Below are 13,352 nucleotides of genomic sequence, written 5' to 3' on the forward strand. Positions count from 1 at the left end.
TGTCCGCATCCGGTTCCGTACCTGACTCGGCGTCCGGTGCCGCGTCCGGTTCCGCTTCGGTGCTCGGGCTGCTCGGGCTGCTCGGGCTGCTCGGCGATCTGCGTGCCGAGAGCGAGGAACTCGACGCGCTGGTGGCTCCTCTCGACTCCGAGGGCTGGGCCCTCGCGACTCCTTCGCCCGGATGGTCCATCGCCCACCAGATCGCCCATCTCATCTGGACCGACCGGGCCGCGCTGCTCGCCGTAACCGATCCGGAGGCCTTCGCCGAGGAGTCGGAGAAGGCCCGCGCCGCGCGTGACTCCTTTGTGGACGAGGGCGCGGCGGCCGGCGCGTCGCTTCCGCCCGCCGAACTGCTCGCCCGCTGGCGCGACGGCCGCGTACGGCTCGGGAACGCCTTGCACGCGGCACCGCCCGGCGCCCGTTTTCCCTGGTACGGACCGCCGATGAGCGCCGCCTCGCTGGCCACCGCGCGGCTGATGGAGACCTGGGCGCACGGCCAGGATGTCGCGGACGCGCTCGGTGCCCGGCGTGAGCCGACCGCGCGGCTGCGGCATGTGGCGTGGATCGGCGTACGGGCCCGGGACTACGCGTATCTGGTCCGCGAGGAACGGCCGCCCGCCGAGCCCTTCCGGGTCGAACTGACCGGCCCTGGCGGCGAGTTGTGGACGTACGGTCCCGAGGGCGCGGCCCAGCGGGTGACCGGGCCCGCGCTCGACTTCTGTCTGCTGGCCACCCAGCGGGCGCACCGCGCGGATCTCGCCGTACGGGCCGAGGGCGCCGATGCCGACCACTGGCTGGACATCGCACAGGCCTTCGCGGGCCCGGCGGGCGCGGGCCGCGCGCCCAAGGAGGCCCGATGAGCGCTGCCACCGCACGGGGTGGACCTGGTGTGCCGGGTGTGCCCAGTGCGCAGGGTGTGACGGGTGTACCGCGCGTACCCGGTGTGCTGCGGATCGGGAACGCCTCCGGCTTCTACGGCGACCGCTTCGACGCGCTGCGCGAGATGCTCACGGGCGGTCCGCTCGACGTTCTCACCGGGGACTATCTCGCCGAGCTGACCATGCTCATCCTCGGCAGGGACCGGATGAAGAACCCGGACGCCGGCTATGCGAAGACCTTTCTGCGCCAGTTGGAGGAGGGCCTCGGGCTCGCCCATGACCGTGGCGTGAAGATCGTCGCCAACGCGGGCGGACTGAATCCGGCCGGGCTCGCCACCGCCGTACGCGAGCTGGCCGAGCGGGTGGGCGTACCGGTACGGGTCGCCCATGTCGAGGGCGACGATCTGCTGGCAGGCGATCCGTCGCCCCGTGCGGCTTGGGGCGAGGGCGTCCTCACCGCCAACGCGTATCTCGGCGGCGCCGGGATCGCCGCGTGTCTGCGCGCCGGAGCCGATGTGGTGATCACCGGCCGCGTCACCGACGCGGCGCTGGTGACCGGACCGGCCGCCGCCCACTTCGGCTGGGACCTCCGGGACGCCCTTGGCGCGGACGATCCCGAAAGCTCCGGAAGCCTCGAAAGCTCCGCGGGCCCCGACAGCCCCGACGGCGCGCACAGCCTGCACGCTCTCGCCGGCGCCGTCGTTGCCGGGCACGTCCTGGAGTGCGGCACCCAGGCGACCGGCGGCAACTACTCCTTCTTCACGCACTTCACGCACCACGACATACGCCGCCCGGGCTTCCCGCTCGCCGAGATCCACGCCGACGGCTCGGCGGTCATCACCAAGCATCCCGGTACGGGCGGGACCGTCGATGTGGGCACCGTCACCGCGCAGTTGCTGTACGAGACCGGCGGCGCCCGGTACGCGGGCCCCGATGTGACCGCCCGGCTCGACACCGTACGGCTGGCCCAGGACGGGCCCGACCGCGTCAGGATCACCGGCGTACGCGGCGAGCCGCCGCCTCCCACGCTCAAGGCCGGACTCACCCGGATCGGCGGCTGGCGCAACGAGGTCGTCTTCGTCCTCACCGGTCTCGACATCGACGCCAAGGCCCGGCTGGTGCGCGAGCAGTTGGCGGACGCGCTCGCGAAACGCCGTCCGGAGCAGGTGAGTTGGGAGCTGGCCCGTACGGACCGGCCGGACGCCGACACCGAGGAGACCGCCAGCGCCCTGCTGCGGCTCGTCGTACGGGACAGCGATCCCGAGGCGGTGGGCCGAGCGGTCGGCACGGCGGCCGTCGAGCTCGCGCTCGCCAGCTATCCCGGTTTCCATGTCACCGCGCCACCGGGCAAGGGCGCGCCGTACGGAGTCTTCGAGGCGGTGTACCTCGACGCGGCCGAGGTCACACAGGTGGCCGTACTGCCGGACGGACAGCGGATGACGGTGCCGCATTCCGTCCGTACCAAGGCACTTGAGCCGGTTCCGGAGACGGCCGAGCAGCTTCCGGAGCCGCTTCCCGACGGACTGCCGACGCGGCGCGCGGCTCTCGGCCTTGTCGTCGGCGCCCGTAGCGGTGACAAGGGCGGCGACGCCAATGTCGGTTTGTGGGCGAGGGAAGAGGACGGCTGGCGCTGGCTGGCCCATGAGCTGACCGTCGAGCGCTTCCGGCAACTGATCCCCGAGAGCCGGGAGTTGACGGTCGTCCGCCATCTCCTGCCCAATCTCCGCGCCCTGAACTTCACCGTAGAGGGACTGCTCGGCGAGGGCGTCGCGGCCCAGGCCCGGTTCGATCCTCAGGCCAAGGCCCTCGGCGAGTGGCTGCGCGCCCGGCACCTGGACATCCCGGAGGTACTGCTGTGACCGTGGAGGCGCTGGTGACGGTGGAAGCGCTGGTGACCATGCAGGTGCTCGTGACTGTGGAGGCGCTCGTGACCGTGGAGGTACTGCTGTGACCGTGCTCCCTTCGGCCCTCGACACCGCGTCGCCCGACTACGGCGCCCACCGCGAGGCCATGCTCAGCAAACTCGCCGAGCTGGATGCCGAGCACGCCAAGGCCCTGGCAGGCGGCGGTGAGAAGTATGTGGCCCGCCACCGTGCGCGCGGCAAACTCCTTGCCCGAGAGCGGATCGAGCTGCTCCTCGACCAGGACACGCCCTTCCTTGAGCTGTCGCCGCTCGCCGCCTGGGGCAGTGACCATCCCGTCGGCGCGTCCATGGTCACCGGTATCGGTGTGGTCGAAGGCGTCGAGTGCCTGATCACCGCCAACGATCCGACCGTACGCGGCGGCGCCTCCAACCCGTGGACGCTGAAAAAGGCACTGCGCGCCAACGAGATCGCGTTCGCCAACCGGCTGCCCGTCATCAGTCTGGTCGAGTCAGGCGGCGCCGATCTCCCTTCCCAGAAGGAGATCTTCATCCCTGGCGGAGCGCTCTTCCGCGATCTCACCCGGCTTTCCGCCGCCGGAATACCCACCGTCGCCGTCGTCTTCGGCAACTCCACGGCGGGCGGAGCGTATGTGCCAGGGATGTCCGACCACACCGTCATGATCAAGGAGCGGTCGAAGGTCTTTCTCGGCGGGCCGCCGCTGGTGAAGATGGCCACGGGCGAGGAGAGCGACGACGAGTCGCTCGGCGGCGCCGAGATGCACGCCCGTACGTCGGGGCTCGCGGACCACTACGCGCTGGACGAACAGGACGCGGTCCGTACGGCGCGGCGGATCGTCGCGCGTCTCAACTGGCGCAAGGCGCACGCCGATCCGGGTCCCGCGGAGCCGCCGAAGTACGACGAGGAAGAGTTGCTCGGTATCGTCCCGGGCGATCTGAAGATCCCTTTCGATCCGCGTGAGGTCATCGCACGCGTCGTGGACGGCTCGGACTTCGACGAGTTCAAGCCGCTGTACGGGCCGAGCCTGGTGACGGGCTGGGCCCGGCTGCACGGCTATCCGGTGGGCGTGCTGGCGAACGCGCAGGGCGTACTGTTCTCCGCCGAGTCGCAGAAGGCCGCGCAGTTCATCCAGCTCGCCAACCAGCGTGACATTCCGCTGGTGTTCCTCCACAACACCACCGGATACATGGTCGGCAGGGAGTACGAGCAGGGCGGGATCATCAAGCACGGCGCGATGATGATCAACGCGGTGGCGAATTCCCGAGTGCCGCATCTGTCGGTGCTGATGGGAGCGTCGTACGGGGCCGGGCACTACGGTATGTGCGGCCGGGCCTACGATCCGCGTTTCCTCTTCGCCTGGCCGAGCGCCAAGTCCGCGGTGATGGGCCCGCAGCAACTCGCCGGAGTGCTGTCGATCGTGGTGCGTGCGTCGGCGACGGCGAAGGGACAGGTTTACGACGAGGACGGTGACGCGGCGCTGCGGGCGATGGTGGAGCGGCAGATCGAGTCCGAGTCGCTGCCGATGTTTCTGTCGGGACGGCTGTACGACGACGGAGTCATCGATCCGCGCGACACCCGTACCGTGCTCGGGCTGTGTCTGTCCGCGATCCATTCGGCTCCGGTCGAGGGTGTGCGCGGCGGCTTCGGCGTCTTCCGTATGTGACCTGTATATGAGCGGTGAGGGACATGTTGATCACTTCTGTTCTGGTCGCCAACAGAGGCGAGATCGCCTTCCGTGTCTTCCGGACCTGCCGTGAGCGCGGGATCGCGACGGTCGCGGTGTACTCCGACGCGGACGCGGGCGCGCTGCATGTACGGGAGGCCGACGCGGCGGTACGGCTGCCGGGAGCCGCGCCCGCCGACACCTATCTGCGCGGCGATCTGATCGTGAAGGCGGCGCTGGCGGCGGGCGCGGACGCCGTGCATCCCGGCTATGGATTCCTGTCCGAGAACGCGGAGTTCGCGCGCGCCGTGCAGGACGCAGGGCTGGTGTGGATCGGGCCGCCGCCGGGCGCGATCGAGGCGATGGCGTCGAAGACACGGGCGAAGGAGCTGATGGGAGCGGCCGGTGTGCCGCTGCTCGCGCCGGTGGATCCGGCCTCGGCCACGGAGTCGGATCTGCCGCTGCTGCTGAAGGCGGCGGCGGGCGGCGGTGGGCGCGGAATGCGGATCGTCCGCGAACTCGCCGCGCTCGGCGATGAGTTGACGGCAGCGTCGGCGGAGGCGCGGTCGGCCTTCGGTGACGGTGAGGTCTTCGCGGAGCCGTACGTGGAGCGCGGCCGTCATGTCGAGGTGCAGATCCTCGGCGACACGCAGGGCACGGTCTGGGCGCTGGGCACCCGGGACTGCTCCCTCCAGCGCCGTCACCAGAAGGTCATCGAGGAGTGCCCGGCGCCCGGTCTGCCGGCCGCGCTCCGTACGGTCCTGCACGAGGCGGCGGTCACGGCGGCGCGGGCGGTCGGCTATGCGGGCGCGGGCACGGTCGAGTTCCTGGTCTCCGCCGAGGGCCGTCCGTACTTTCTGGAGATGAACACGCGCCTCCAGGTCGAACACCCGGTGACGGAGGAGGTGTTCGGGCTGGACCTGGTGGCGCTGCAACTGTCGGTCGCGGAGGGCGCGGCGCTCCCGGCCGAGCCGCCGCCCGCGTACGGCCACGCGGTGGAGGCTCGTCTCTACGCGGAGGACCCGTCCCGGGCGTGGGCGCCGCAGACGGGCACGCTGCACGCCCTGGAGTTCCCGTACGGCCCGCAGGCGGGCATCGGGGGCATCGCGGGCAGTGAGGGCATCGCGGACGCCACTGCGCCACGGCTGCGCGTCGACACCGGTTACGCCGGCGGCGACACCATCGGTGTGCACTACGACGCGCTGCTCGCCAAGGCCGTCGTCTGGGCGCCCACCCGGGACGCGGCGCTGCGCGCCCTGCGGTACACCCTGCGGCGGGCGCGGGTGCATGGGCCCGGGACCAACCGGGAGCTTCTCGTACGGTCGTTGGAGCATCCGGACTTCACGGGCGGGCGGTTCGACACCGGGTTCTACGAGCGCCATCTCGACGCCCTGACCGGGCCCGCGCCAGGGCCCGCGCCCGGCGAGCGGCACGCCGCCATCGCCGCCGCGCTGGCCGACGCGGCGGCCAGAGGGACCGGCTCCACGCTTCCCGCCCGGCTCGGCGGCTGGCGCAATGTCGGCGCGGGCACACAGAGCAAGACGTACGGCGAGCACGAGATCCGCTACCGGACCGGCCGGCACGGCTTCGCTGTCGAGGGCGACGAGGTACGGGTCGTCGCCGCCGGACCTCACCGCGTCAGCCTCGAAATCGAAGGCGTCGTACGGCACTTCGAGATCACCGCGTACGGCGACGAGGCCGACGCCGAGGTCCATGTGGACAGCGCCCACGGCGCGTACCATCTCACCACCCGGCCGCGCTTCGCCGATCCCAGCCGGCACACCGAGCCCGGCTCGCTGCTTGCGCCCATGCCCGGCACCGTCGTACGGATCGCGGACGGAGTCGCCGAAGGCGCCCATGTCACCGCCGGGCAGCCGCTGATCTGGCTGGAGGCGATGAAGATGGAACACCGGATCACCGCGCCCGCCTCCGGCACGCTCACCGCACTCCATGCCGCGCCCGGCCGCCAGGTCGAGGTAGGCGCCCTGCTAGCAGTGGTCACCGATACAGCACAGGCCGCACGTACCGAACAGACCGCACAGGCCGAACGGACCGCACAGGAGGGACCATCATGAGCGGCAGCTTCCTGATCGAGACCGAGGAGCAGAGCGCGCTGCGCGCCGCCGTCGCTGCCCTCGGCCGCCGCCACGGCCGTGGCTACGACCGCGAGAGCCTCTGGCGCGAGGCCGGAAAGCTCGGTTACCTCGGAGTCAATCTGCCGGAGGAGTACGGCGGCGGAGGCGGCGGGATCGCCGAACTCTCCCTCGTACTGGAGGAGTTGGGCAGCGCCGGCTGTCCGCTGCTGCTGATGATCGTCTCGCCCGCCATCTGCGGCACGGTGATCGCCCGCTTCGGTACGGACGAACAGAGGCGGCGCTGGCTGCCCGGCCTCTCCGACGGCTCCCTCACCATGGCCTTCGGCATCACCGAGCCCGACGCGGGATCCAACTCACACCGGCTCACCACCACCGCCCGCAAGGACGGCGACGACTGGGTGCTGAACGGGCGCAAGGTCTTCATCTCCGGTGTCGACATCGCCGACGCCACGCTGATCGTCGGCCGCACCGAGGACGCGCGCACCGGCCGGCTCAAGCCCTGTCTCTTCATCGTGCCCAGGGACGCGGAAGGTTTCCACCGCTCGCCGATCGACATGGAACTCACCGCCGTGGAGAAGCAGTTCGAGCTGGTCATCGACAACGTACGGCTGCCCGCCGACGCACTCGTCGGCGACGAGGACGCCGGACTGCTCCAACTCTTCGCCGGACTCAACCCGGAACGCATCATGACCGCTGCCTTCGCCCTCGGCATGGGCCGCTACGCCGTGGACCGGGCCGTCGAGTACGCCAAGACACGCCAGGTCTGGAAGGAACCGATAGGCGCCCACCAGGCTATCGCCCACCCGCTCGCCCAGGCCCACATCGAACTCGAACTCGCCGCCCTGATGATGCGCAAGGCCGCACACCTCTACGACGCGGGCGACGACACCGCCGCAGGCGAGGCCGCCAACATGGCCAAATACGCCGCCGCCGAAGCCTGCGTACACGCCGTGGACCAGGCCGTCCACACACTGGGCGGCAACGGCCTCACCCACGAATACGGCCTGGCGTCCCTGATCACCGCCGCCCGCGTGGCCCGCATCGCGCCCGTCAGCCGCGAGATGATCCTGAACTACGTATCCCACCAGTCCCTGGGCCTCCCCAAGTCGTACTGAACCCGTCACCTGCGGCGGCAAGAAGCCCTGTGGTGCTTGCCGGCGCCGAAGATGTCGGGTCTTCGCGAGCGGAGAGGGCCCGCCCGGGGTTCGGGGCGGGCTCATCGATCCTTCCGTTATCGGTCGTTGAGCAGAGTGGTGGCGTCCTCGGCCGCGAGGGCGATGGCCTGGTCAAGGTGTTCGGGGAGGCGTCCGCCGGCGCTGGCGAGGGCCCCAGTGCCACCGCCTCCGCCGCCCACCGCCTTCGCGGCGCGGCTGATGACCTGGACGGCCTGGACACCATGGCTGAGCAGGTCCGGGGAGACGGCTGCGACGAGGAGGGCCTTGTCGGCGTGTTCCAGGGCAAGGACCACGATCGCCGGGCCGGAGTGGATGCGGCCGACGGTATCGGCGGCCAGCTGCCGCAGCTCGTCCGGCGTGATGCCGGTGACCTTCTCGGCGACGACCTGTCCGCCGCTGACTTGGCGGCCTTTGTCGGCGAGCTGGGCGGCCCGGGAACGAAGTTCGGCGGCCCGCATCCGTCCTAGTTCCGCTTGGGCGGTGGCAAGAGCGTCCAGCCGCTTGCGCAGAGCGTCAGGGGCGTCGGCGGGGCGGGCACCGAGCAGTCCGGCGACCTCGTTCAGCAGACGCCGTTCAGTGTTGGTGTGGCCGAGGGTGCCGTGACCGGTGAGGGCTTCGACACGGCGGAGGCTGGAGCCGATCGAGGACTCGGACAGCAGCCGGAAGGCACCGACCTGGGAGCCGTGGGCGACGTGGGTGCCGCCACACAGTTCGCGGGAGAAGTCGCCGATGTCGACGATGCGGACGGTGTCGCCGTACTTCTCGCCGAACAGGGCGATGGCGCCCGCCGCTTCGGCCTCGGCCCGGTCGGCGTACCAGGCTCGTACACCGGGGTCGTCCAGGATGTGGCCGTTGACGGCCTGCTCGATCTGGCTGAGCTGGTCGGGGGTGAGGGCGGCGAAGTGCGCGAAGTCGAAGCGGAGCCGGTCCGGTTCGACCAGGGAGCCCTGCTGGGAGGCGTGGTCGCCAAGGGTGGCGCGTACGACAGCGTGCAGGATGTGGGTGGCGGAGTGGGAGCGCATCAGGCCCTTGCGGCGGTTGCCGTCGACGGCGGCTTCGCCGCCGGCGCCAGTGCTCAGTTCGCCTTCGAGGACGCGGGCGGAGTGGACGCGGAAGCCTTCCAGCCCATAGCGGGTATCAGTGATCCGCACGCGGGTGCCGTCACTCGTGGTCAGCGTGCCGGTGTCGCCGATCTGGCCGCCGGCCTCGGCATAGAACGGCGAGCGGTCCAGCACCAGCTCGACCTCCGTACCCTCTCCGGCGGTGGTGACGACCGTGCCGCCGGAGATGAGCCCGGTGACGGTGGTCTCGGCGATCAGGTGCTCGTAGCCGAGGAACTCGGTGCGGGGCAGGCGGGCAGCCAGCTCGCGGTAGGTGTCCATCTTCTTGAGAGCCTCGGCGGTTTTGGCCCTTCCACCCGTCTTCGCGCGCTTCTTCTGCTCGTCCAGCAGGGCGGCGAACCGGTCCTCATCGACGGTCAGGCCCGCGCCGCGGGCAGCCTCGACGGTCAGTTCCAGGGGGAAGCCGTAGGTGTCGGCGAGCTCGAAAGCCGTCTCGCCGGGCAGCGCGGCCGATCCGCCGCTCTGGGTGCGGCTGATCGCGGCGTCCAGCAGCCGGGTGCCCTGGGCCAGAGTGCGGGTGAAGGACTCCTCCTCGGCGGTGACGACCTGCTCGATCAGGGTGGCCTGGGCCGTCAGCTCCGGCCAGACGCTGCCGAGGTTGGTGATCACGCTGGCGGTCGCGGCGGGCAGCACGGAGCCGTCGATGCCGAGCAGACGGGCATGGCGGATCGCGCGGCGCATCAGGCGCCGCAGGATGTAGCCGCGGCCGTCCTTGGCGGGCAGGACGCCGTCGGCGATCAGGAAAGCGATGGAGCGTGCGTGCTCGGTGACGACCTGGAAGGACACCTTCTCCTCGCCTTCGCTGGGGCAGGCACGTCCAGCCAGGTCCTGGACGGCGTGGAAGGTGGGCAGCAGCAGGTCGGTGGTGCAGACGTTCTGGGCATCCTGGAGGATTGCGGCGAGCCGGTCCAGACCGAGGCCGGTGTCGATGCTCTTGTTCGCGAGCTCGCCAAGGATGGGGAGGTTGCCCTTCTTGTCGCCCTCACCGCGCTGGAACTGCATGAAAACCAGGTTCCAGATCTCGACGTAGCGTTCGCCGTCGATGGCTGGGCCGCCCTCCTTGCCGAAGGCGGGGCCGCGGTCGTAGTTGACCTCCGAGCAAGGCCCGCAGGGGCCGGGTACGCCCATGGACCAGTAGTTGTCTTCCATGCCGAGCCGTTGGATGCGGGAGGCGGGGACGCCGATGCGGCGCCAGAGGTGCTCGGCCTCGTCGTCGTCCTCGAAGACGGTGATCCAGAGCTTGTCCTTCTCCAGCCCGTAGCCCTGGGTCAGGAGTTCCCAGGCGAAGGCGATGGCGTCTTCCTTGAAGTAGTCACCGAAGGAGAAGTTGCCCATCATCTCGAAGAACGTCGCGTGCCGGTTGGTGCGGCCGACGTTGTCGATGTCCGAGGTGCGAGCGCACTTCTGGATACTGGTGGCACGGGGGAAAGGCGGGCTGGTCTCACCCAGGAAGTAGGGCTTGAACTGATTCATCCCGGCGTTCGCCAGCAGCAGGGTGGGGTCGTCCGGGATCAACGGGCTGGACGGGACCGGCTGGTGGCCCCGGGAGGTGAAGAAGTCGGTAAACATCTCGCGGATCTGCGTCGAGCGCATGGCGGCATGGCCTCACGGAAGAGTCGTGGAAGGTGGGGGAAGATCACACGCCGAGCCGGGCCGAGAACAGGGACTGAGGTGTTCTCAGTTCTCCAGCTCGACGCAGATAGCTCGCGCCCCCACGGTGAAGACCATGACTCCAGATCCGTTGATCACATCGGTGGCGCAGCAGACCATCAGAACTGCTGTCCTGGACTGCTGCACCACCGACTGTAGCGGGTCCGGCGTCAAGATCGCTTAGCGTGTACGCGTGGTTGCCGTGAGCCCGGACGGCGGACAGGATGCGAAGTCCAGCAGGCCAGGCCCGATCAGGGCCGCATCGTTCAGGACGGCCGCGGCGCCGGCCGCCTTCAAGGCGGCGGGTCCGGCATAGCCCCAGCCCGCTCCGAGCGGGGCGACCCCGGCCGCGCGGGCGGCGGCGATGTCACCCGGGGTGTCGCCGAGAAACACCGCCTTGAACGGGGCGGCGCCGAGCTTGGCCAGGGCGAGCAGGAGCCCATCCGGGGCCGGTTTGGGCTCCGCGTCCTCGCGGCAGACGGTGACGTCCAGCAGCGCAAGGGCGGCCGGAGGCAGCAGCCAGGGCAGCCGGGCCCGGGTCTGCAGGGTGACCAGGCCCGTCGAGATCCCGGCGTCCTTGATCGCCATCAGTCCGTCCAGCACCCCGGGGAACAGGGCGGTGCCGGCTGCGGTGGCCAGGGCCGGATCCCACCACACCTCGCAGAGCTCGTCCGGCTCGGCAACCCCGAGCCTGGTCAGCACCTCGGCCCTCGGGGTCGTCGCGGCGTCCGGCGGCAGGTCGGTGACGGTGACCCGCCGGCTCAGCGATGCGGTGGCGATGCCGGCGAGGGTGGCCAGCATCGCGTCCCGGCTGTCCAGCAGCACCCCGTCCAGGTCGAACAGCACCGCACCGCTCACGACGTCACCTCCGGGGCGGGAAGATCGGCCTCGGCCAGTAGCGGCCGCAGGACAACGCCGTGATCGTCCAACAGCAGCCGCCCGCCGAGCGGTCGTTCCAGCACGCAGAGTGCGTCGGTGACCGAGGCCCCGGCGACCCGCAGTATCCGCGTCATAGCCACAAGCTGCCCGCCCGAGCGGACCACGTCGTCGACCAGGACGACGCGCCGCCCTTCGACGCTTATGCCCTCGATCTGCCGCCTGGAGCCGTAGCGCTTGGGCAGACGCCGAAGGAACGCGGCCGACAACCCGGTTGCCGCCGACAGGGCGACGACCAGCGGGACCCCGCCCAACTCGATTCCGGCCAGCACCTCGGCGCCCTCGGGGACGAGGGCGGCCATCGCGTCGGTGACGTCGTACAGCAGCTGCGGGTCGGCGGCCAGCCGGTACTCGTCGAAGTATGAGTCCAACACCCGGCCGTCGGCCAGCGCGAACGCATCGGTGACGCAGGCCGCTTCGGCGAGCCGGGCCGCCAAGGTCGTCGTGGTGGTGACGGTCATGCGTCGGCCTCCTTCTTGTCGGTCAGGTCGCGGAGCTGGGCTGCGAACGCCGCCGCCGACGCGATCGGGCTGAGGAATTCCAGCGGCCGGGTCGGCGTCTCCAACAGCCACCTCTCCCGTCGTAGGAAGGTCAGCAGCCCAAGCGCGGTGGTGCCGGTGATCCAGACCGGGACAGGGCGGATGTTGCCCGCGTAGTAGATGGCGGCGGTCAGCTCGTGCAGGGTGCCGACCCCGCCGGCCATCACGACCACCAGGTCCGCATGGCCGAGATAGTGGTTGAGGCGGGCGCCGAGGTCAGGCAGGTGAACCTCGTCGGTGACGTACCGGTTGAAGTCGCCCCACTCCTGGTGCTTGTCGGCGAGGGTGACCGCAGTGACCATGCCGCCCTTGGAGGCCGCTCCGCGGGCACAGGCTTCCATCAGCCCGTTGTAGCCGCCGTGAAGCAGTGTGAACCCGGCCCCGGCCAGGGCCATGCCGACCTCCTCGGCGAGCCGTTCCTCATCAGGTGAGGCCGGGACGACACCGCCGAAGAACACCGCCGTCCTCGCCAAGGTGCGGCACTGGGGCTTCACGCCAGCTCCAGGTAGGTGCGGTAGGCGGTGATGGCGTCCGCCAGGCCGTCCAGGGCATACGGGCAGGCCCGCTCGGTCAGCGCAACCACCCGGTCCAGGGCGGCCTCGACGTCAGCGGCGTCGGGGACGGCCGGGGAGGTGATCGCCGCGTCCAGGTCGGCCAGGCAGGCCCGGCCGATCGGGGTGAGCGCGATCTCCTCGCGCAGCTGATACCAGCCCCAGAACCGGGAGGCCGGCGCGAGGGCGGTCTTGATCAGGTCCTTCGTCGCGGTGTGCAGCATGTGCCATTCGGCGTAGGCGACGAACCGCTGACCGCGCTGAATGCGCTTGTGCAGGAGGACAGCCAGCACCAGGTGCTCGATCAGCAGCTCGGTGCACGACCTCGGCCGGGCCAGCAGCCCGGCGACGTGGGACCGGGCATGTTCGATCTGCGACGTGGTGATCTCGGCCGGAGGCCGATCCAGCAGCACCTTGCCCGCCACCTTCCGGCGGACGATGGTCATCTGCGAGGCAGGCGCGAGGTAGAGGTCGACCTGCCGGAGCTTGCCCTCGTGCTGGACGAGGAAAACGAACCCGATGCCGCCCAGGTCCGCGACGATGGTGTCGCGCCAGCCCGGCAGCAGAGCCCCGCCCTCAACCGTCATCAGGTCGTCCTGGGCCGCGACGAATGCGGGCAGGTCGCGGTCGTGGACGCCGACGACGAAGTCCACGTCCGAGAGGCGGTCGGCGGTGCCGGAGGCGAGCGAGCCGCGGACCAGCAGGTGGGTGACCGCCCTGGAGGCGGAGAGCAGTTCGGCGACGTGAGTGAGAAGCGGCAGCTGGGCGGGCCGGTTGGCCTCGGTGAGCTCGGCCAGGTGCAGTTCGGCCGGGGCCAGGGACACTGCGGCGGGCATGTGCAGTCCTTCCGGGCTGGGAGT

The 13,352-nt window shown here is 70.6% G+C and carries 10 protein-coding genes; 5 read left to right on the forward strand and 5 right to left on the reverse strand.

Annotated elements, in window-relative coordinates; genetic code table 11:
• The first annotated feature begins 68 nt into the window (after positions 1-68).
• The 5 genes from ACFV6H_RS03705 (at position 69) to ACFV6H_RS03725 (ending at position 7,635) form a co-directional block, all read left to right on the forward strand.
• Positions 69-860: a TIGR03084 family metal-binding protein gene (locus tag ACFV6H_RS03705; protein ID WP_385538938.1), complete on the forward strand. Its 792-nt coding sequence runs from the start codon at positions 69-71 to the stop codon at positions 858-860.
• Positions 857-2,737 carry an acyclic terpene utilization AtuA family protein gene (locus tag ACFV6H_RS03710; protein ID WP_385538215.1) on the forward strand — a complete coding sequence of 627 codons (1,881 nt, stop codon included), beginning with the start codon at positions 857-859 and terminating at the stop codon, positions 2,735-2,737. Before ACFV6H_RS03705 ends, ACFV6H_RS03710 begins: the two co-directional genes overlap by 4 nt.
• Before the next feature lie 88 nt (positions 2,738-2,825).
• Positions 2,826-4,424 (forward strand): acyl-CoA carboxylase subunit beta, encoded by a 1,599-nt coding sequence (locus ACFV6H_RS03715; RefSeq protein ID WP_385538218.1) that lies wholly within the window; start codon positions 2,826-2,828, stop codon positions 4,422-4,424.
• Positions 4,425-4,447: 23 nt separating this feature from the next.
• Positions 4,448-6,499 carry an acetyl/propionyl/methylcrotonyl-CoA carboxylase subunit alpha gene (locus tag ACFV6H_RS03720; RefSeq protein WP_385538221.1) on the forward strand — a complete coding sequence of 684 codons (2,052 nt, stop codon included), beginning with the start codon at positions 4,448-4,450 and terminating at the stop codon, positions 6,497-6,499.
• Entirely contained in the window at positions 6,496-7,635 is a 1,140-nt protein-coding gene (locus ACFV6H_RS03725) for an acyl-CoA dehydrogenase family protein (protein ID WP_385538225.1), read from the forward strand. The genes ACFV6H_RS03720 and ACFV6H_RS03725 overlap by 4 nt, the downstream gene beginning before the upstream one ends.
• Before the next feature lie 116 nt (positions 7,636-7,751).
• On the opposite strand, the gene alaS is transcribed toward ACFV6H_RS03725, so the two are convergent.
• From alaS to ACFV6H_RS03750, 5 genes are all read right to left on the reverse strand, one after another.
• Complete coding sequence (gene alaS / locus ACFV6H_RS03730) at positions 7,752-10,409, reverse strand: alanine--tRNA ligase (RefSeq protein WP_385538229.1); 2,658 nt, start codon at positions 10,407-10,409, stop codon at positions 7,752-7,754.
• Positions 10,410-10,646: 237 nt separating this feature from the next.
• Complete coding sequence (locus tag ACFV6H_RS03735; RefSeq protein WP_385538232.1) at positions 10,647-11,324, reverse strand: HAD family hydrolase; 678 nt, start codon at positions 11,322-11,324, stop codon at positions 10,647-10,649.
• On the reverse strand, positions 11,321-11,863 hold the full coding sequence (locus ACFV6H_RS03740; protein WP_385538235.1) for a phosphoribosyltransferase family protein: 543 nt from the start codon (positions 11,861-11,863) through the stop codon (positions 11,321-11,323). Before ACFV6H_RS03740 ends, ACFV6H_RS03735 begins: the two co-directional genes overlap by 4 nt.
• Positions 11,860-12,435 carry an LOG family protein gene (locus ACFV6H_RS03745; protein WP_385538237.1) on the reverse strand — a complete coding sequence of 192 codons (576 nt, stop codon included), beginning with the start codon at positions 12,433-12,435 and terminating at the stop codon, positions 11,860-11,862. The genes ACFV6H_RS03740 and ACFV6H_RS03745 overlap by 4 nt, the downstream gene beginning before the upstream one ends.
• A complete protein-coding gene (locus tag ACFV6H_RS03750; protein WP_385538241.1) occupies positions 12,432-13,328 on the reverse strand; it encodes a hypothetical protein in 897 nt (298 codons plus the stop codon). Before ACFV6H_RS03750 ends, ACFV6H_RS03745 begins: the two co-directional genes overlap by 4 nt.
• Positions 13,329-13,352 lie beyond the last annotated feature (24 nt).

This window comes from Streptomyces sp. NPDC059743 (assembly GCF_042732975.1).
Taxonomy (GTDB): Bacteria; Actinomycetota; Actinomycetes; order Streptomycetales; family Streptomycetaceae; genus Streptomyces.